We start from the raw sequence: 18839 nt of genomic DNA on the forward strand, positions 1-18839 counted from the left end.
AAAGCCGCCTGTGCAGTTCGCCTGAAGCTGCACAGGGCGAACGGGTCGTTTGCTTCAGCGCAAACGCTTGATCAGGCTGGAGGTGTCAAGGCGGTTGTCGCCCTGGGCCTGTAAATCGGCGTAGAACTGGTCGACCAGGGCGGTGACGGGCAAGCGTGCACCATTGCGCTTGGCCTCTTCCAGCACCAGACCCAGATCCTTGCGCATCCAGTCCACGGCGAAGCCAAAGTCGAACTGGTTGTTCACCATGGTTTTGCCCCGGTTATCGAGTTGCCAGCTCTGTGCTGCACCCTTGCCGATGACGCCCAAGGCCTGCTCCATGTTCAGGCCAGCCTTCTGACCAAAGGCGATGGCCTCGGAGAGGCCTTGTACCAAACCTGCAATACAGATCTGGTTGACCATCTTGGTGAGTTGGCCCGCGCCGCTTTCACCCATGAGCGTGAAGGCCTTCGCAAAGGCCATGCCCACGGGTCTGACTTTGTCAAAGGCCACGGTATCACCGCCACACATCACCGTGAGTGCGCCATTTTGGGCGCCCGCCTGGCCACCCGAAACGGGCGCGTCGATGAAGGCCAATCCCAGTGTTTTTGCGGCGCCGCAGAGCTCACGCGCCACATTGGCTGATGCGGTGGTGTGGTCCACAAACACCGATCCGGGCTCCATACCCGCGAAAGCGCCATCGGCGCCCAGCGTGATGGCCCGCAAGTCGTCATCGTTGCCTACGCAGGCAAAAACGATGTCTGCACCTTTGGCCGCCTCACGGGGGGTGGCTTTGGCGTCGCCACCAAACTCCGCGACCCAGGCCTTCGCTTTGGAGGCAGAGCGGTTGTAGACGGTCACAGTGTGGCCCGCCTTGGCCAGATGGCCAGCCATGGGAAGACCCATGACGCCCAGGCCGATAAAGGCCACGCGTTGGGAGGCGACGGAGTCGTAGGAGCGGTCGGCGATGGTGTTCATGGCTTTATTCTCCATCAGTTTTGACTTCGTTGGCATCACCGGTGCGCTTGCTGGGCAGGCCGGCCACACGGCGAGTGGCCAAATCGGAAACCGAAGTGGACGATCCATTGCCCGGAGCGCGGGCCCTAAACCCGGAATGCTGCGGAACTGGCTTCGCCAGGCCTCCAGCGTGGGGGGGGGGCAACGCGCTGCAAGCGCGGCGCGGGGGGGCGTTACATGATCTCCAGGTGCTCGGTACCAGCGGCCAGATCCAGCGATTTGGCGCGCGTGCTGTTGAGCTTGATCTGCAGCCGCAAGTCGTTGAGGGAGTCGGCGTTTCGCAGGGCGTCTTCCAGCGTGATGAGGTTGGCTTCGAAGGCCTTGAACAGCGCCTGATCGAAGGTCTGCATGCCGATGTTGGTGCTCTTTTTCATGACCTCCTTGATCTCGGCCACTTCGCCTTTGAAAATCAGGTCGGAGATCAGGGGTGAGTTCAACATCACCTCGACGGCCGCGAACCGGCCTTTGTTGTCCTGGCGGGGCACCAGGCGCTGGGAGATCAGGGAACGCAGGTTGAGCGACAAGTCCATCAGCAGTTGTGGACGGCGCTCTTCCGGGAAAAAGTTGATGATGCGGTCCAGCGCCTGGTTGGCGCTGTTGGCGTGCAGCGTGGCCAGGCACAGGTGACCGGTCTCCGAGAACTGGATGGCGTGTTCCATGGTCTCCCGGGTGCGAATTTCGCCCATGAGAATCACGTCGGGCGCCTGGCGCAGGGTGTTGTGCAGGGCGGCTTCCCAGTTGTCGGTGTCCAGACCCACTTCGCGCTGCGTGACCACGCAGTTCTTGTGGGGGTGCACGAACTCGATCGGGTCTTCAATCGTGATGATGTGGCCCTGGGTGTGTTCGTTGCGCCAGTCCACCATGGCTGCCAGCGAGGTGGATTTACCGGAACCGGTGGCGCCCACCAGAATACACAAACCGCGCTTGGACAGCACCACATCCTTCATCACCTGGGGCAACCCCATGCCGTCGATCGTGGGCAGGATGGCGGGGATGGTCCGCAGCACCATGCCGACTTTGCCTTGCTGGATGAAGGTACTGACACGGAAGCGGCCAATCTGGGGTGGCGAAATGGCGAAATTGCACTCCTTGGTGCGTTCGAACTCGGCCGCCTGCTTGTCATTCATGATCGCGCGCGCCAGCGACATGGTGTGCACCGCGTTGAGCGGTTGCGGCGACACCTTCACCACCTTGCCATCGACCTTGATGGCGGGCGGAAAGTCAGCGGTCAAAAACAGGTCGCTGCCCTTGCGGCTGACCATCAGCTTGAGCAAATCGTTGATGAACTTGGATGCCTGATCGCGTTCCATGGAGTCTTACCTTCAATATTCAATTCAACACGCGCCGCGTCTTCAACCGAGAACGCCGCAGATCCGGCTCCGCCGGTCTGCCAGCGTTGCCCCCTTGAGGGGGTGACGAGCCGCGCAGCAGGCTCGGCGCAGGGATGGGCATATCTACCCGGGGAAGTTTTCTGGAATCTTTGCTTTGCTGCGGGCTTCGCCGGGACTGATCACGTTGCGGCGCACCAGGTCGGTGAGGTTTTGGTCCAGCGTTGACATGCCCACTCCGCTGCCGGTCTGGATGGCAGAGTACATCTGTGCCACCTTGGCTTCGCGGATCAGGTTGCGGATGGCGCTGGTGCCGATCATGACCTCGTGGGCCGCCACACGACCGCTGCCGTCTTTCAGCTTGCACAGGGTTTGGGAAATCACGGCCACCAGGGATTCCGACAACATGGCGCGAACCATGTCCTTTTCTTCGGCCGGGAACACGTCAATGATCCGGTCGATGGTTTTGGCCGCGCTGGATGTGTGCAGGGTGCCGAACACCAGGTGGCCGGTTTCGGCGGCGGTCATGGCCAGGCGAATGGTTTCCAGATCGCGCATTTCGCCAACCAGAATGGCGTCGGGATCTTCACGCAAAGCCGAGCGCAGCGCATTCGCAAAGCTCAGCGTGTGCGGACCGACTTCACGCTGGTTGACCAGGCATTTCTTGGAGTCGTGCACAAATTCCACCGGGTCTTCGACGGTGAGGATGTGGCCGTATTCGGTTTCGTTGAGGTGGTTGACCATGGCCGCCAGCGTGGTCGACTTGCCCGAACCGGTGGGCCCGGTCACAAGCACGAGGCCGCGTGGGCGCAGCGCCAGATCGCCAAAGATCTTGGGCGCGTTGAGCTGCTCCAGTGTGAGCACCTTGCTGGGAATGGTCCGGAACACGGCACCTGCGCCCCGGTTGTGGTTGAAGGCATTCACGCGGAAACGTGCCAGGCCTTCGATCTCGAACGAGAAGTCGCACTCCAGGAACTCCTCGTATTGTTTGCGCTGGCTGTCGTTCATGATGTCGTACACCATGCTGTGAACAGCCTTGTGGTCCAGGGGCTCCACGTTGATGCGGCGCACGTCACCGTGCACCCGTATCATTGGAGGCAGACCTGCAGAGAGGTGCAAATCCGAAGCTTTGTTCTTGACGCTGAAGGCGAGCAGTTGCGTGATGTCCATCCCGGGTTCCCATGCAATGTTGGTGTAACTAAGTGATTATGACGACGATTGAAGCCAATCTCCAAACGCAACGCCGACGTATGGCCCTGGCCTGTCAACAAGCGGATCGAGATGTGACAGCGGTCACGTTGCTGGCCGTGTCCAAAACCTTTGGACCCGATGCGGTGGCACAGGCCATTGCTGCGGGGCAACATGCTTTTGGTGAAAATTACATCCAGGAGGGGGTGGACAAAGTCCAGGCCTTGCGGGCCAGCCATCCCGAAGCCCCTCTTCAATGGCATTGCATCGGGCCCATTCAGAGCAACAAGTCGCGGTCGGTGGCCGAGCACTTTGACTGGGTTCAATCGGTGGATCGCCTCAAAATTGCCCAGCGCCTGAGCGAACAGCGTCCTGCGCTTTTGCCACCGCTTCAGGTGTGCCTGCAGGTCAATGTGGACGGTGGCGAGAACAAGTCGGGCGTATTGCCCGATGAGCTGCCCGCTTTGGCGACTGCGGTGGCCCTTTTGCCTCGGCTGCGTTTGCGCGGCTTGATGTGCATCCCCGAGCCGGCGCCCGATTTTGAAAGCCAGCGCGCCTTGTTCTTGCGTTGCACGGCCCTGTTCGATGCCATGCGGCATGAGCATGGCGCCGCTGTCGACACCTTGTCCATGGGCATGAGCGACGATCTGGAGGCCGCTGTCGCGGCAGGGGCAACCATGGTGCGCGTGGGGCGGGGCATCTTCGGCTCCCGCCCGGCCCGGGCCTGATCCAGTCCCCGGGGATACAGGTACAGATGTCAGGGGGTTGCGGGCTTGTCTGCGGGCTTATTGGGCAGGCAGGGTGAGGGGCTTGACGCTGCCGCAATCGGCAGACAGCCACTGGCCTTTGGCGTCCATGGTCATGTTGCGCGTCGTGCCACCGTCCTGGTTTTTGATGTCCATCTTCATGGTGTACGCCTTGTCGCTCTCAAAGGTGTAGATGCCTTGCCCGCTGGACACGGGGTTGCTGCAGGTGAAGCTGATTTTTAGCGTGTTCCCGGTTTGCGAATCGATCTTGCTGGTGCAGTCACCCTGCGTCTGGGTGGGCATCTGTTGGCGCTTCACCATCTCGGGCGTCATGCAAACCTTGACCGCCATCGCGCCGCTGGAGGCCATGCTGACGCCACTCTTGCCCATGATGGCTTCCATTTGCTTGCGCTGGGCTGGTGGCATGGCCGCGAGCTGGGCCTGCATCTGCGCCATGGCCTTTTCCATTTCGGGGTTGCCACCGATCTTGTTTTCGATGGCCCACAAGCCGGGCTGGACGTTTTGTGCCATGGCCGGCGCAGCGGTTGCGGCCAGAAGTGCCAGGATGGCGAGCGTGTGGCTGCGTGTGCATTTCGTGATCAAGGTGTTCCTCCTGAGGTGTTGGGCATCGGTATTCTTGTCAGGGCCGCGCGGTTTGTCAAAGCGGCAGCCGTGATGAGCTTTTTACCTCTTCCATCACCGCGTAGGTGCGTGTTTCGCGCACGCCGGGCAACTGCCACAAGACGCTGCCGGCGAATGCGCGGTAGGCGGCCATATCGGCCATGCGGGTTTTGAGCAGGTAGTCAAACCCGCCGGCCACCATGTGGCATTCCATGATCTCCTCTTGTACCTGCACCGCCGCCTTGAACTCATCGAACACGTTGGCTGTGGTGCGGTCCAGCAGCACCTCGACAAACACCGTCATGCCCAGGCCCAGTTTGAGAGGGTTCAAGCGTGCCTCGTAACCCAGGATGTAGCCCTCGCGCTGCAGGCGCTGGGTGCGTGCGAGCACCGCAGTCGGCGACAAGGCCACGGTCTCGGCCAGCTTCAGGTTCGACAGGCGACCGTCCACCTGCAGCGCCGAGAGAATGCGCATGTCGATGCGATCGAGGTCGCCGGAAGGGAGTGACCGGATGTGGCTGTTCATGTGGTGAATTGTTCGGTAGAAATGAAATTATTAGTGAATTATTCTGCATAAAAGCCCCGATGATCAAGGAATTCTCTAATTTGCTGTTACACAGGAGTTGCCATGTCGCGCCAAGTTGACCGATTGCCTTTCCCTTATCTGCCGGAAGATGACGTGGTGTCTGACCGCCTGCTGGCATTGGAGGGGGCTCTGGACTGGGCTGCGGCAGCCAGGATGGCCACGCCCTGGGTGCAGTCGGTGCGCAAGAACCCGCCACCTTTCTGGGCGATGGAGAGCCTGCTCAAGGAATACCCCATATCGAGTGCCGAAGGTCTGGCACTGATGCGCCTGGCCGAAGCCTTGTTGCGCGTACCCGATGCCGAAACCGCTGTGGCGCTCACCGCCGATCAATTGGGGCGCGCCAATTTTGACGGCGCATCCGATTCGACCATGACCCGCCTGTCCTCGTCGGCCATCGCCTTGTCCAAGAAGTTCTTGCCTGGGTCGGAAGGCGAGGCCAGCCTGATGGCCAAGCTGGGCGCGAAATCGGTGGTGGCCGCGACGTTGCGGGCCGTGCAGTTGCTGGGCCGCCAGTTTGTGCTGGGCCAGACGATCGAAGAAGGCATGAAAGAGGCGGTGGCCGCCCGCAAAAGACAGGCCAATCTGGGCTTCAGCTACGACATGCTGGGCGAGGGCGCGCGCACCGATGCCGACGCCTTGCGCTACCTGGCCAGCTACCAGCACGCCATTGCCGCCATCTCGCGCTCGGCCGATGTGAGCCGTTCGCCCGACCACAACGATGGCATCTCCATCAAACTCAGCGCGCTGCATCCACGCTATGAAGACCTGCAGCACGAGCGGGTGATGAGCGAACTGGTGCCCCGCGTCTGGACGCTGTGTGAAGCGGCCGCCAAGGCCAACCTGAATCTGACCATCGATGCCGAAGAGGTCGATCGCCTGGAACTGTCGCTCGACGTGTTCGAGGCGCTGGTCGCACAGGTGGCTGAAAAGTGCCCGCAATGGACCGGCTTTGGCCTGGCCTTGCAGGCTTACCAGACCCGCGGCGTCCCGTTGATCGAACATCTGGCCGGGATGGCCCGCCGCTACGGGATCAGGTTGATGTGCCGCTTGGTCAAGGGCGCCTATTGGGATGCCGAAATCAAGCGCGCACAGGAATTGGGCCTGCCCGGCTACCCGGTGTTCACCCACAAGCACCACACCGATGTGAGCTATCTGGCCTGCGCGCAGGCCCTGTTTGCGGCCTCGGATGTGATCTACCCGCAGTTCGCGACCCACAACGCCGGCACCATCGCCGCCGTGCTTCAAATGGCCGAGAACGGTCCGGACGGAAAGGCCTATCCGTTTGAGCTGCAGCGCTTGCATGGCATGGGCGAGGGCGTTTACCGTGAGGTTTTGAAGAATCCCAGGATCCGCTGCCGCGTGTATGCGCCGGTGGGCGCCCACCGCGATCTGTTGGCTTACCTGGTGCGCCGCCTGCTGGAGAACGGCGCGAACTCGTCGTTTGTGAACCAGCTGGCCGATGAGTCCGTGGGCATGGACGTCTTGCTCACCACGCCGCTGCACCTGACGCCTGAGCCCGCAATGCCCATGCCGGTGGACATGTTCGGTGCCTCGCGCCGCAACAGCATGGGGCTGGACCTGGCCGTGGTGGCCATGCGCCAGCCGCTGCTGGCCGCGGTGGAAAAAACCGTGGTCCCAACCGTGCCGGTTTTCGATGTGGAACAAGTGGGCGCCGCAGCCCTGGCGTCCCATGAGGCATTCAAGGCCTGGCGCGAAGTGCCAGTGGCCACGCGCGCAGATGCCTTGCGCAAGACGGCCGATGCCATGGAAGCCCAACTGCCAGCGTTGTGCGGCATGCTGGTCAAAGAGGCCTTCAAAACCTGGGCCGATGCGATCTCTGAAGTGCGCGAGGCCGTGGACTTTTTCCGCTACTACGCCAATGAAGCCGAGCGCATCATGGCGCCAGCACCCCAGCTGTCTGCCCTCGGGCCGTGGGTGTGCATCAGTCCGTGGAACTTCCCGTTGGCGATTTTCTGTGGCCAGGTGGCGGCGGCTCTGGCCACAGGCAACACCGTGTTGGCCAAACCCGCTGAACAGACGCCTGCCATTGCCAGGATGGCGGTGAAACTGATGCACGACAACGGCGTTCCTGCCGACGCTTTGCAGCTGCTGCACGGCCCGGGCGAAACCGTGGGTGCTGCGCTGGTGGCTCAGCCGGGTGTGGCCGGTGTGGTGTTCACCGGCTCCACCCAGGTGGCCAAAATCATCCAGCGTGCGCTGGCGGCCAAAGAGGGTCCGGTGGCCCCGCTGATCGCGGAAACCGGCGGCATCAACGTGATGCTCGTGGACAGTTCGGCCTTGCCCGAGCAAGTGGCCGATGCCGTGATGCAAAGCGCGTTCCGCAGCGCGGGCCAGCGCTGCTCGGCACTGCGCCTGCTGTGTGTGCACGAATCCGTGGCCGACGGCATGATCGAAATGATCGAAGGGGCTGCCAAAGAGCTGGGTGTGGGCCGTGTGGGCGCACTCACCACCGATCTGGGGCCGGTGATCGACCAGGAGGCTTTTGACAACATCCAGCGCCATGTTCGGCGGTTGAATGGAGAAGCGAAATCCCTGCTGCAAATACCGGTGGACCCCGCCCTGGCCAGCGAGCAGCCGCACATGATCACGCCGCAGATGTTCGAAGTGAAGGACATCGCCGAAGTGAAGGCCGAGATCTTTGGTCCGGTGTTGCAGGTCGTGCGCTGGACGGGGGATCCCGCCCAGGTCATCGCGCGCATCAATGCCCTGAACTATGGCTTGACCATGGGCATTCAGACCCGCATTGACAGCCGCGCCCAGGCCCTGGCCGCGTCGGCCCATGTGGGCAATATCTACGTGAACCGCAACATCATTGGTGCGGTGGTGGGTGTGCAGCCTTTTGGTGGCGAAGGCCTCTCCGGTACGGGTCCCAAGGCCGGAGGCCCGCACTACCTGCAGCGCTTTGTGCAGGCCGTGCAGGCCGTGCCCGCGGCTCAGAAGCTGCATGGCGAAGGCAGCGGCGTGAACGTTCAAGCCGCTGCTTTGGCGGTGCAGAAAAGTGGCTGGTTGAAAAGCACGCTGCTACAGCGTTGTGCCTGGCTCGAGAAGCTGGGTGAAAAGCCACTTGCTTTGGCTGCCAGGCAGCAGCTGGCCGATCGCGCGCTGCCTGGCCCTACTGGTGAAAGCAATGACCTGAGGCTGCATCCAAGGGGCGTGGTCGCGGCGATCGCCGACCGTGTGGACGACGCCATCCTGGCGCAATGGCTGGGCGCGCTGGCTGGCGGCAATACCCTGGTGGTGGCGGTGCCGAGTGAGGCGCGTGATGCCGTTCGGGCCGCTGTTGGCCAATGGGTCGGTGCAGGGCTTCCTGCTGCCGCGGTCTATGTGCTGGACACGCCATTCGAAGCCGGTGCGGTGGCCCTGGCGGGCAGCGAGGCCATCGAAGCGATCGTGGCACAACCCGCCTACGGTGCAGAACTCAACCGCCGAATGGCCGCACGCGATGGCGCCGTGGTGCCCTTGGTCACGGAGCCCTTGGCGGGTTGTTTGTGGCGCCTGTGTGCCGAGCAAACCTTGACCGTCAACACCACCGCAGCCGGTGGCAATGTGGAGTTGTTTGCCGGTCTGCCTGCCCTTTGAGCGGGGGGGTCGAATGGCTGAGCCGCCGAACACTGTCACCCGCATGACGGAGTTCGGCGCCCTTGTGGCCACAATGCGCGCATGAGCAAAACCCACAGCGTGCGAGCGCCCTTGCAGGCGCAAATTGTTGAATGGCTGGTGGCCCCGGGCGACCGGGTGCGACCTGGCGACTTGCTGGTGGTTCTTGAGGCCATGAAGATGGAGCACGAAGTGCGTGCGAGCGAGGCCGGCCAGGTGCTGGAGCGCTTCTACGAGGCCGGGGACTCTGTCGAGCACACCGCCGAGCTGCTGAGCTTCACGGCGCTGGATGCTCTGGTTGAGGTTGGTGTACCCAACGCACCCGCTGAAAAAGCGATCGCGCCAGCTGCGGGCCCGCGCGAAGACCGCCAGCGGTGGGAAGACCGTCAGGCGCTGACGCTGGATGCCGCCCGCCCGCAAGCGGTGGCCAAGCGCCACGCCCTGGGCATGAGAACCGCGCGCGAAAACATCGCAGACCTGTGTGATGAGGGCTCGTTCCTTGAATACGGCTCGCTGGCTGTGGCGGCGCAACGCCAGCGCCGCAGTGAAGAGGACCTGGTCGCCAACACCCCGGCCGACGGTATGGTGACCGGCATCGGTTCTGTGAATGGCGGCCTGTTCGGAGCCGAAACATCGCGCACGGTGGTGATGGCCTACGACGCCACCGTTTTGGCCGGTACGCAAGGTATGCGCAACCACCAGAAAACCGATCGCTTGCTGGGCATCGCGCTGGCACAGCGCCTGCCGGTGGTGTTGTTCGCCGAGGGGGGCGGTGGCAGACCCGGTGACACGGACATGCCCATCGTGGCCGGGTTGCATGTGGGCACCTTCGCCGCCTATGCGCGGCTGTCGGGGCAGGTGCCAGTGGTCGGCATCGCCGCAGGCCGCTGCTTCGCGGGCAATGCCGCCTTGCTGGGTTGCAGCGATGTGATCATCGCCACGCGAGGCAGCAACATTGGCCTGGGAGGCCCGGCGATGGTGGAGGGCGGCGGCCTGGGGGTGTTCAAGCCTGAAGAGATCGGACCTTCCCGTGTTCAGACCGCCAACGGCGTGATCGATGTGCTGGTGGACGACGAAGCACAGGCCGTGGCCGCTGCGCGCCATTACCTGTCATTTTTCCAGGGGCGCTTGACCAACTGGACGGCCCCCGATGCAGAGGCCCTGCGCGATGTGGTGCCCGAGAACCGGCTGCGCGTGTATGACAGCCAGGCGGCAATGGTGGGCGTGGCGGATGTGGGCAGCCTGTTGGTGTTGCGCGGCGGGTTTGGGCAGGGTGTTCATACCGCCCTGGCGCGTATCGAAGGGCGTCCCGTGGGCATCATGGCCAACAACCCGCAGCACCTGGGCGGCGCTGTTGATGCCGATGCGGCGGACAAAGCTGCGCGTTTCATGCAGTTGTGCAATGCCCACGGCCTGCCCATCGTGAGTCTGGTGGACACGCCGGGTTTCATGGTCGGGCCCGATGCCGAAGCCCGGGCGCAGGTGCGGCATGTGAGCCGCTTGTTTGTGACGGCGGCTGCGCTGCGGGTGCCGGTTTTCAGCGTGGTGCTGCGCAAAGGTTATGGGCTGGGCGCGATGGGCATGACCGCAGGCGGGTTTCACTCACCGGTGTTCACTGTGGCCTGGCCCACGGGCGAATTCGGTGCCATGGGGCTGGAGGGAGCGGTTCGGCTGGGGTTTCGCAAGGAGTTGGAAGCGCTTCCTGACGGGCCGAAGCGCCAAGCCTTGTTCGATCAGTTGCTGGCGCAGCAGGTGGCCAATGGAGCAGCGGTTCAAATGGCCACCACTTTGGAAATCGATGCGGTGATCGATCCAGCCCAGACCCGGACATGGCTGGGCCAGGGGCTGGCGGGTGCGCAGATTCAGAAGGCCGGGCCACAGGGCCGGTTCGTGGACCCCTGGTGAAGCCAGGGTAGCCCGGGTTGAGCTGCTCAGAGGGCGGTTATGGTGTCATCCGGGCCAGGCAACTCATGCAAGCTCAACTCAACTGGCCAAAGCCACTGTTGCGGCTGCCACTGGATTGCGGCGAAGGCTGGTTGATGTTGACCCAGAATTCACACACATGCTTCATGGCACTGAGGAACTGCGCAAATTCAGTGGGTTTGGCGATGTAGGCATTGGTGCCGGCATCGTAGGCGCGTTGCAAGTCGGTCGGTTCGGTTGAAGACGTCAGCACCACCACAGGAATGGTGCGCAGGCTCTCCGAGCCCTTGATTTCGCGCAGCACCCCGATGCCATCGAGCAATGGCATCTTTAAATCGAGCAAGACCAGAATCGGGTTGCCGCCTGCGCGGTCGCTGAAGTTGTCGCGCCGGTAGAGGTAGTCCAGCGCCTGCATGCCATCAGAAACGTGAATCACACGCCCATCCAGACCATGGCGGGCCAAGGCTAGTTTGGTCAGTTCTGCATCGTCGGGATTGTCCTCTACGAGCAGGATGGCGTCGGCGTGTTTGTTCATGGTTCCAGCATTGAATGTAAGGGGTCGCTTGCGGGGGCCAGTGGACTTGACCCTTCGAACGGCAAAGAAAAACTGAAAACGCTGCCTTCTCCCATACGGCTTTCAGCCCAGATGCTACCACCGTGACGCTCCAGAATGCGTCGTGCCAAGGCAAGTCCGATGCCCGTGCCCTCGAATTCCGACGCACGGTGCAGCCGTTGAAACACGCCAAACAGCTTCTGAGCGTATTTGGGGTCAAAGCCCACGCCGTTGTCGCCCACCGAGAAGATGTACCCCACAGCGGGGTCCACGCTCCAACTGATCTCGATGCGTGCCGACTCCCGAGGGCGGGAGTATTTCAAGGCATTGCTGATCAAGTTGGTCCATACCTCGCGCAGCAGCAAGGGGTCGCCATGGGCCACAGGCAGATCCGGTGCGATGACCCACTCCACTTTGCGACCTTGTGTATCGTGGTCGAGTTGCGCGACCACCGCCTGGACGAGCAGGGTGAAGTCCACTTCGATCAGGTTGACCGCCGCCCGTCCCAGGCGGGAGAAAGAAAGCAGCCCGTCAATCAGTTGACTCATGTGGCGCGCAGAGTTGCCGATGGTGCCCAGGTAGCGCAGAGCCTCTTCGTCTTTGCTCTCACCCAGATGTTCTTCGAGCAGGCTCACAAAGCTGGAGATATGGCGCAATGGCGAGCGCAGGTCGTGTGAAACGGAATAGGAGAACGATTCAAGGTCCTTGTTTGCCGCCAGGAGTTGCTCCGTGCGATCGACCACCCGGTTTTCCAGCTCTTCATTGATGTTGCGCATGAGGTCGTCCAGCCGCTTGGCGTCGCTCATGTCGTGGTTGATCTTGGCAAATCCGCGCAGCTCTCCCGCATCGTCGCGCAGCGCAATGACCACCGAGTGGGCCCAATAGCTCGAGCCATCTTTTCGCTCGTACCAACCGTGGAGCTCGTTTTGTCCACGAGCGGTGGTGGTGCGCAGCAGCTGGTCACCGATTTCGCGGGCTTCGTCGGGCTTCTTGCGTCGAAAAAGCATCGAGTAATGTTTGCCCAGGACTTCGGTCGGGGAGTAGCCCTCCATGCGCTGTGCGCTGTCTGTCCAGTCGGTGATATGGCCCTGGATGTCGATGAAGAAGATGCAGTATTCGCGCAGGTTGTCCACCATCAGGCGGAAGCGCTGTTCGCTTTCAAGCAACTCCAGCGAGCGCTTCTTGATGTTCAGTTCCAGCTCCTCGTTGAGGTTGCTGACCCGCTCTTCGACCCGTTTGCGATCCGTGATGTCAAAAATCTGTATGAAGATGCCCTTGACAACCCCTTCGTGCACATCGGGCAGGTAGCTAGAGCTGATGAAGACCCGTTCGCCGTTGGGTTTGTCGCGCCAGGCTTCGTATTTTTGAGCTTGCCCGGACAGAGCTGCATGCATGCGTGGCTTCACATGGACCCACATCTCTTTGGGCAAGCCTACGCTGGCATGCTGGCCCAGCAAATCAGCGGGGTCCAGCCCATAGAACCGTTTGTGTTCCGCATTGGCGAATCGGTAGCAAAGTGTGGCGTCAACATAGGCGACGACGCCCGGGATCTGCTCCGTGATGGTGTGCAGGAAATGCTGGCTTTCGCGCAAGGCCACCTCTGCTGCCTTGCGCTCGGTGATGTCGACCACCGTGGTGTTGCTGCGCAGATAGCGCCCTGAGGCGTCCAGTACGCCAGTCGATGAAAGCAATGCCGGGAAGATGGTTCCGTCACGTCGGCGCAAGTAGTATTCGGCGCTGTCCACGCCTTCGCCTGCGACCAGGCGCGTCAGACGATCTTCAAGCAGCTTGGTGCTGATGGGCTGGATGAAGTCTCGGAAGCCCAGTTTGCCGACCACTTCTTCACGCTCGTAGCCGAGCCACCGCAATTCGGTGTCGTTGATCGAGACGTAGACGCCGTTGATATCGAGCGAGTGGTAGCCGCAGGGGGCTTGGTTGTAGAGGTTTTGCGACAGCGTCAGGGCTTCGCTGAGGTGCCGGTTGGCCTCGTTGACCTGCATCTCGGCAGCGCGACGCTCGCTGATGTCGAGCATCTGTATGAACAGCCCCTGAACTTCGCCCTGTTCAATGTAGGGTGCGTATTCGATGCTGGCGTAAAAACGGTGCCCATCAGGGAAGACCCGTTCACCTTCGAAACGCCTGGCCTCTCCTTTGAGCGTGGCCTGCAGGTGGGGCTGGCCTTGCCTGAAGTACTCTGGTCGGGTGATGTCGCTGAGGTGCAGTCCCAGCAGCGCTTTCGGGTCGGTGCCCAGCCAGCGCGCGTAACTGGCATTGGCGAAGCGGCAGATCAGGTCCCGGTCGTAAAACGCGAGCTGCACAGGCACGCCGTCGGCAATGGTCTGGAAGAAACCCCGCTGGGCGGTCAGAGCGGCTTCGGCCGCGTGGCTGGCCGAAATGTCGACCAGGGTGTTGTTGGTATGGAGAAAACGACCTTCGGCATCGAGAACAGCCGTGGTGCTGAGCAAAACCCACAACTCACTGCCGTCGCGCCTGCGCAAACACAGCTCAATCGAGGGTACGGGCTTGTTGAGGATCACCCGATCCAGTCGGTCCCTCATCAAGGGCGCTTGATCGGGGTGCACAAGATCGCAAAAATTGACCTTGCCTACCAATTCGTCTTCGGCATACCCCAGCCAGTCAAGCTCGGTCTGGTTGACGCGTACATAGCACCCCCTGGCATCTATGGAGTGGTAGCCGCAGGGAGCCTGCTGGTAGAGCATCTGCGCCTGGTGCAAGGCCTGCTGGCTGTGTTCGTTGGCTTCGGCCAATTCTTGCGTGCGCAGCAAAACGCGCGATTCCAGGGTGGCGTTCAGGGCCTCGATTTCCTGTTGGTGGCTGTAAGACTGGGTGATGTCGCGGGAAACCGCCATCAGCATCACCGGCTTGTTGTTTGCGTTGGTGACAGGGGTCACCACCGTGTCCCACCATTTGGGTGTGCCCTTGAAGGTTTCGGCAAAGGCCACAAACCGGGTGCTGGTGCCCTGGGCTGCGGCCTTAAGCGCTTCGCGTGCCAAGGTGTGGTTTTCATCCTTCCACCAGGTGGCCCAGTCGGAACCTTTGATTTCTTCGAAGTTGTCGACGTCCACCAGGCGGCATCCCTGCGCCGTCATCTGGATCACGTGGCCTTGCAAATCCAGCACCTTGGTGCAGTCCGGGCTGCTGGCAATGATTTGTTGGTTGAGCTCGTCTTTGATGCGCGATTCGGCCTGGAGCTCGCGCAGTGACGTGATGTCTTGAAGAAAACCGTGTTGCGCTTCTACGTGGCCTTGGGCGTCGTGGATGGGGGAGTTGCGGGCCAGCACATGGGCAATGCGGCCATCGGGGTAGCTCAGCCGGAACTCGAGGCTCAATGGCTCGCCATTTCCGATCCCTTTTGACCAGGCGGCCCTGACGGCCTCAAGATCCTCGCCATGGACCCGTCGTAGCCATCCGTAGTTCTGGAATTCCGCAGCGGTCAGGTCAAAGATGCGCTGCAGCGAGCTGTCGATATGCGTCAGAACCCCGGCTGAATCGGTCCGGAAAACCCCAATGGGGAAAACCGAGGACATGGCGGCCAGCAACGCTTCGTAGTCGAGCTGTGAGGTCAGTGGATGGGCACCATCGCCGTCAAAGGCATGGACCCTGGACTCCAGCAGAAGCGGCAGTTCGGTATTGAGCCCAGCGCCGTCGGTGGCAAGTTGCCTTGCGTACTGGCGTCTCAGGTGTTGATTTTCCCGGCGCAGTGTTTCCAGTTCCTGTTCTGCCGCTTGCAGGCGCGCGCGCCATGCTTCTGGTGTGGTTGCACCAGTGGCATCGAGGTCCTGTTTGGGTTGGTGCGCACTCATCTCTCTCGACTGTACCCCAGCCAAACGGCTCGCAGGAGAGAAAATGGCGGTTAGAAACGGGGCAATTCCGGGAATGAAAGCTGGCCGCCACGCACCAACATCTTGCCGTATTCGGCACAACGTTGCAGCGTGGGAATCACCTTGCCCGGGTTGAGCAGGCCCTTGTCATCAAAGGCGCGCTTGACCGCGAACATCATTTCATTTTCCTCCGCGGAAAACTGCACGCACATGCTGTTGAGCTTTTCCACGCCCACGCCGTGTTCCCCGGTTACCGTACCGCCCATGGCCACGCTGGTTTCCAGGATGTCGGCGCCAAACAGCTCGCAGCGGTGCAACTGGTCGGGGTCGTTGGCATCGAACAAAATCAGCGGGTGCAGGTTGCCGTCGCCGGCGTGAAACACGTTGGCGCAGCGCAGCTGGTATTTTTTCTCCATCTCGCCGATGGCGATCAGGATATCGGCCAGGCGCTTGCGCGGGATGGTCGAGTCCATGCACATGTAGTCGGGGCTGATGCGGCCGGATGCCGGGAAGGCATTCTTGCGGCCGCTCCAGAAACGCAGCCGCTCGGCTTCGTCTTTGCTCACGGCAATCGCCGTGGCGCCGTGGGTGCGCAAGACATCGCTCATCCGCCCGATTTCCTCTTCCACTTCTTCGGGCGTGCCATCGCTTTCGCACAAAAGAATGGCGGCGGCGTTGAGGTCGTAACCGGCGTGTACAAAATCTTCCACGGCCGCCGTCATCGGCTTGTCCATCATCTCCAGCCCGGCCGGGATGATGCCCGCCGCGATCACGGCAGCGACCGCGTCGCCCGCTTTCTGGATGTCGTCAAAGCTGGCCATGATGCAGCGCGCCAGCAGGGGCTTGGGCACCAGCTTGACGGTGACCTCGGTGGCCACGGCCAACATGCCTTCGCTGCCGATCACCAGCGAGAGCAAATCGAGCCCGGCGGTGTCCAGCGCCTCGCCGCCAAAGGTGATGGGCTCGCCCTCGATGGTGTAGCCGCGCACCTGCAAGACGTTGTGCACCGTGAGCCCGTATTTCAGGCAGTGCACCCCGCCCGAATTTTCGGCCACATTGCCGCCAATGGTGCAGGCGATCTGGCTGCTGGGATCGGGTGCGTAGTACAGGCCATGGGGTGCGGCTGCCTCGGAAATCGCGAGGTTGCGCACGCCGCTTTGCACCACCGCCGTGCGCGAGCGCGGGTCGATGGACTGGATGCGGTTGAACTTCGCCAGCGAGAGCGTGACACCCATGGCGTGGGGCATGGCTCCACCCGATAGGCCCGTACCGGCGCCGCGGGCCACCACAGGGGCGTTGAGTCCGTGGCAAACCTTGAGCACCGCAGCCACCTGCGCCTCGGTTTCTGGCAGGGCCACCACCAGCGGGCGTTGCCGGTAGGCGGTCAACCCATCGCATTCGTAGGGTGTGGTGTCTTCGACCTGCCAGAGCAGGGCGTGGGCGGGCAACACCGCTTGTAGCGCGCCCACCACTTCGGCTTGGCGCTGTGTGCGTTCGAGTTGGGTGACCTGCCGGGGAGATGCGGGAGCGTTCATGGTGAAACCTGCGTCGGACAATGTTTCAGTTTAGGGGAATCGGGCGCGGCGAGGTTGAATAAAACTGCATCGCCTTGTGCAGCCGATTGTGGTCAAGGCTGAAAAAAAGAGCTCTTGAAACCACGCGAAGCGGCATTAACTGAGGTGCATGGGACCGCACGGTGCGTCCCGCCCAGGCCCTGGATGGGGCCCTTGTTTCACGACCCTCAAGGAGTTTTCACCATGAACCATCTGATCAACCGCTCTGGCTTGTTCGACGATTTTTTCAAAGACGTGGCCCCCGGCTTTTATGTCAAACCACTGCACGGCGACCCACTGCCGGCGCAGATCAAGGTGGACGTGAAAGAAACGCCGGCGGCCTACACCGTGCTGGCCGATTTGCCAGGCGTACCCAAGGAAGCCATTCATGTCACGGTGGAAGGCAATGTGGTCACGCTGCGCGCTGAAGTCAAGCAGGAAGACCGCCAGGCCGACGGCGAAAAGGTGTTGCGCAATGAACGCTACTTTGGCGCCTTGTCGCGCAGCTTTCAGATGCCGGTGGATATCGACGACACCGCGTCCAAAGCCAAGTTCGACAACGGCGTGCTGCAACTCACGCTGCCGAAAAAGGTGGCGGCAACTGGCCAGCGCCTGAACATCGAGTGAAACCAGAGCCCCCGCGCAGCGGTGGAGCGTGGGGGCATGAGATTCGCCGCAGGGCCGCCCCAAGGGGAATCAGCCCCCTCGGGGGGCAGCGACCCGCACAGCGGTGGAGCGTGGGGGCACGGCCTCTAGACCACCGACTTCTTCAGCCACTCGGCAAATGCCGAACACTCCCAGCGGTCCATGGTGCCGGTGCGCCAGCACAGGTAGTGGGCGTGAGGGCTGGGCACATGGCGTTCATAGAGCGGCACCAGCGTGCCATGCTCCAGCCAAGGGGCCGCCAGCTTGAGCCGCACCAGCGCCACCCCCATGCCGGCGACGGCACCGTCGCACATCAGCCCCACATCGTTGAACTGCGAACCGTCCACCGGTTCGGGCCAGTCCAGATCGTGCGCGGCGAACCATGTGCGCCAGGGTTCCAGCGGGCTGCGCAACAGGGGAACACCTTCCAGATCTTCAGGCGCCTCGAATGGGCCGTTCTCTCGGGCAAAAGCGGGTGAGGCGAGCGGCGTCACGTCGTCTTTCATCAGGCAAATGTGTTCGACATCCGCGTAGCGCCCGGTGCCAAAGCGGATCATCAGATCGGCGTCTTCGGCCACCACGTCCAGCAGCGGAATGCTGACTTGCAGCGTGATGTCGATTTCAGGGTAGGCCTCACTGAACTGCTTCAGCTTGGGCAGCAGAATCGAGCGCGCAAAAGTCGGCGTGACCGCCAGGCGCAACTTGCGCCGCCCAGGCGTGGCTGTATTGCTTGGGAATTTCTGCAGGATGGCCAGGCCTTCACGCACATGGGCCAGGTACTCGCTGCCTTCGGTGGTCAAAGAAAAATCCGCACGCCCAAATAGCTTGGTGCCCAGAATCTGCTCCAGCTGTTTGATGCGGTGGCTTACCGCGCTGGGTGTAACGCACAGCTCTTCGCTGGTCTGGGTGACGCTGCGCAAACGCGCCAACGCCTCGAAGGTCAGCAGGCACTGGATGGGCGGGATGCGGATGCTCATGCAAACAGGCCTTTCATCTTGGTCGAAAACGGCCTGCACACGGGCGGAGCGTGGCGCGAGCGATCTGGTGCCGGGCCGCCCCAAGCCGGATCAGCCCCCCGGGGGGCAGCGACCCGCACAGCGGTGGAGCGTGGGGGCGAGCGATCTGGCGCCGGGCCGCCCCAAGCCGGATCAGCCCCCCGGGGGGCTGCGACCCGTACAGCGGTGGAGCGTGGGGGCGAGCGATCTGGTGCCGGGCCGCCCCAAGCCGGATCAGCCCCCCC

12 protein-coding genes and 1 pseudogene are annotated in these 18839 nt (G+C 62.2%); 4 read left to right on the forward strand and 9 right to left on the reverse strand.

Features of this window, described 5'->3' with window-relative positions:
* Positions 1 to 54 precede the first annotated feature (54 nt).
* The 3 genes from LPB072_RS00630 to LPB072_RS00640 all read right to left on the reverse strand — a co-directional run bounded on the left by LPB072_RS00630 (position 55) and on the right by LPB072_RS00640 (position 3494).
* Complete coding sequence (locus tag LPB072_RS00630; RefSeq protein WP_066097088.1) at positions 55 to 957, reverse strand: NAD(P)-dependent oxidoreductase; 903 nt, start codon at positions 955 to 957, stop codon at positions 55 to 57.
* 212 nt (positions 958 to 1169) lie between these two features.
* Positions 1170 to 2306 (reverse strand): PilT/PilU family type 4a pilus ATPase, encoded by a 1137-nt coding sequence (locus LPB072_RS00635; protein ID WP_066097091.1) that lies wholly within the window; start codon positions 2304 to 2306, stop codon positions 1170 to 1172.
* A 144-nt stretch (positions 2307 to 2450) separates the two neighbouring features.
* The gene (locus LPB072_RS00640; protein WP_066097094.1) at positions 2451 to 3494 is read right to left on the reverse strand and encodes a type IV pilus twitching motility protein PilT; all 1044 of its coding nucleotides are present in this window, start codon (positions 3492 to 3494) and stop codon (positions 2451 to 2453) included.
* Positions 3495 to 3532: 38 nt separating this feature from the next.
* Between LPB072_RS00640 and LPB072_RS00645 the strand changes: the two genes are divergently transcribed.
* Entirely contained in the window at positions 3533 to 4240 is a 708-nt protein-coding gene (locus tag LPB072_RS00645) for a YggS family pyridoxal phosphate-dependent enzyme (RefSeq protein WP_066097097.1), read from the forward strand.
* Between the two features lie 57 nt (positions 4241 to 4297).
* Here LPB072_RS00645 and LPB072_RS00650 read toward each other — a convergent pair whose 3' ends face one another.
* Together LPB072_RS00650 and LPB072_RS00655 are read right to left on the reverse strand one after the other, a co-directional pair.
* Positions 4298 to 4861 (reverse strand): DUF3617 domain-containing protein, encoded by a 564-nt coding sequence (locus LPB072_RS00650; protein ID WP_231943370.1) that lies wholly within the window; start codon positions 4859 to 4861, stop codon positions 4298 to 4300.
* Between the two features lie 55 nt (positions 4862 to 4916).
* Positions 4917 to 5405 carry an Lrp/AsnC ligand binding domain-containing protein gene (locus LPB072_RS00655; protein ID WP_066097099.1) on the reverse strand — a complete coding sequence of 163 codons (489 nt, stop codon included), beginning with the start codon at positions 5403 to 5405 and terminating at the stop codon, positions 4917 to 4919.
* A 102-nt stretch (positions 5406 to 5507) separates the two neighbouring features.
* On the opposite strand from LPB072_RS00655, the pseudogene LPB072_RS00660 reads away from it, so the two are divergent.
* Positions 5508 to 8390: pseudogene (locus tag LPB072_RS00660) on the forward strand (L-glutamate gamma-semialdehyde dehydrogenase); the annotation flags it as partial.
* Between the two features lie 813 nt (positions 8391 to 9203).
* On the forward strand, positions 9204 to 10988 hold the full coding sequence (locus tag LPB072_RS00665) for a carboxyl transferase domain-containing protein (protein ID WP_407927821.1): 1785 nt from the start codon (positions 9204 to 9206) through the stop codon (positions 10986 to 10988).
* 73 nt (positions 10989 to 11061) lie between these two features.
* Here LPB072_RS00665 and LPB072_RS00670 read toward each other — a convergent pair whose 3' ends face one another.
* The 3 genes from LPB072_RS00670 to LPB072_RS00680 are packed head-to-tail and all read right to left on the reverse strand — an operon-like array spanning position 11062 to position 16936.
* Positions 11062 to 11541: a response regulator gene (locus tag LPB072_RS00670; RefSeq protein ID WP_066097102.1), complete on the reverse strand. Its 480-nt coding sequence runs from the start codon at positions 11539 to 11541 to the stop codon at positions 11062 to 11064.
* Positions 11538 to 15383, reverse strand: coding sequence for a PAS domain-containing sensor histidine kinase (locus tag LPB072_RS00675; RefSeq protein ID WP_066097106.1), 3846 nt, complete (start codon positions 15381 to 15383; stop codon positions 11538 to 11540). Before LPB072_RS00675 ends, LPB072_RS00670 begins: the two co-directional genes overlap by 4 nt.
* A 50-nt stretch (positions 15384 to 15433) precedes the next feature.
* Positions 15434 to 16936 carry an FAD-linked oxidase C-terminal domain-containing protein gene (locus LPB072_RS00680; protein ID WP_066097128.1) on the reverse strand — a complete coding sequence of 501 codons (1503 nt, stop codon included), beginning with the start codon at positions 16934 to 16936 and terminating at the stop codon, positions 15434 to 15436.
* Between the two features lie 222 nt (positions 16937 to 17158).
* Between LPB072_RS00680 and LPB072_RS00685 the strand changes: the two genes are divergently transcribed.
* Positions 17159 to 17581 carry an Hsp20/alpha crystallin family protein gene (locus LPB072_RS00685; RefSeq protein ID WP_066097110.1) on the forward strand — a complete coding sequence of 141 codons (423 nt, stop codon included), beginning with the start codon at positions 17159 to 17161 and terminating at the stop codon, positions 17579 to 17581.
* 125 nt (positions 17582 to 17706) lie between these two features.
* Here LPB072_RS00685 and LPB072_RS00690 read toward each other — a convergent pair whose 3' ends face one another.
* Positions 17707 to 18576, reverse strand: coding sequence for a LysR substrate-binding domain-containing protein (locus tag LPB072_RS00690; protein WP_066097114.1), 870 nt, complete (start codon positions 18574 to 18576; stop codon positions 17707 to 17709).
* Positions 18577 to 18839 lie beyond the last annotated feature (263 nt).

The organism is Hydrogenophaga crassostreae (assembly GCF_001761385.1).
GTDB classification, from domain to species: Bacteria; Pseudomonadota; Gammaproteobacteria; order Burkholderiales; family Burkholderiaceae_C; genus Hydrogenophaga; species Hydrogenophaga crassostreae.

Bases quoted from the DNA above. Each gene is read 5' to 3' on its own strand.
- LPB072_RS00645 (WP_066097097.1), top strand. From the start codon at position 3,533: ATGACGACGATTGAAGCCAATCTCCAAACGCAACGCCGACGTATGGCC.
- LPB072_RS00685 (WP_066097110.1), top strand. From the start codon at position 17,159: ATGAACCATCTGATCAACCGCTCTGGCTTGTTCGACGATTTTTTCAAA.
- LPB072_RS00690 (WP_066097114.1), bottom strand. From the start codon at position 18,576: ATGAGCATCCGCATCCCGCCCATCCAGTGCCTGCTGACCTTCGAGGCG.
- LPB072_RS00635 (WP_066097091.1), bottom strand. From the start codon at position 2,306: ATGGAACGCGATCAGGCATCCAAGTTCATCAACGATTTGCTCAAGCTG.
- LPB072_RS00675 (WP_066097106.1), bottom strand. From the start codon at position 15,383: ATGAGTGCGCACCAACCCAAACAGGACCTCGATGCCACTGGTGCAACC.
- LPB072_RS00630 (WP_066097088.1), bottom strand. From the start codon at position 957: ATGAACACCATCGCCGACCGCTCCTACGACTCCGTCGCCTCCCAACGC.
- LPB072_RS00680 (WP_066097128.1), bottom strand. From the start codon at position 16,936: ATGAACGCTCCCGCATCTCCCCGGCAGGTCACCCAACTCGAACGCACA.
- LPB072_RS00670 (WP_066097102.1), bottom strand. From the start codon at position 11,541: ATGAACAAACACGCCGACGCCATCCTGCTCGTAGAGGACAATCCCGAC.
- LPB072_RS00640 (WP_066097094.1), bottom strand. From the start codon at position 3,494: ATGGACATCACGCAACTGCTCGCCTTCAGCGTCAAGAACAAAGCTTCG.
- LPB072_RS00655 (WP_066097099.1), bottom strand. From the start codon at position 5,405: ATGAACAGCCACATCCGGTCACTCCCTTCCGGCGACCTCGATCGCATC.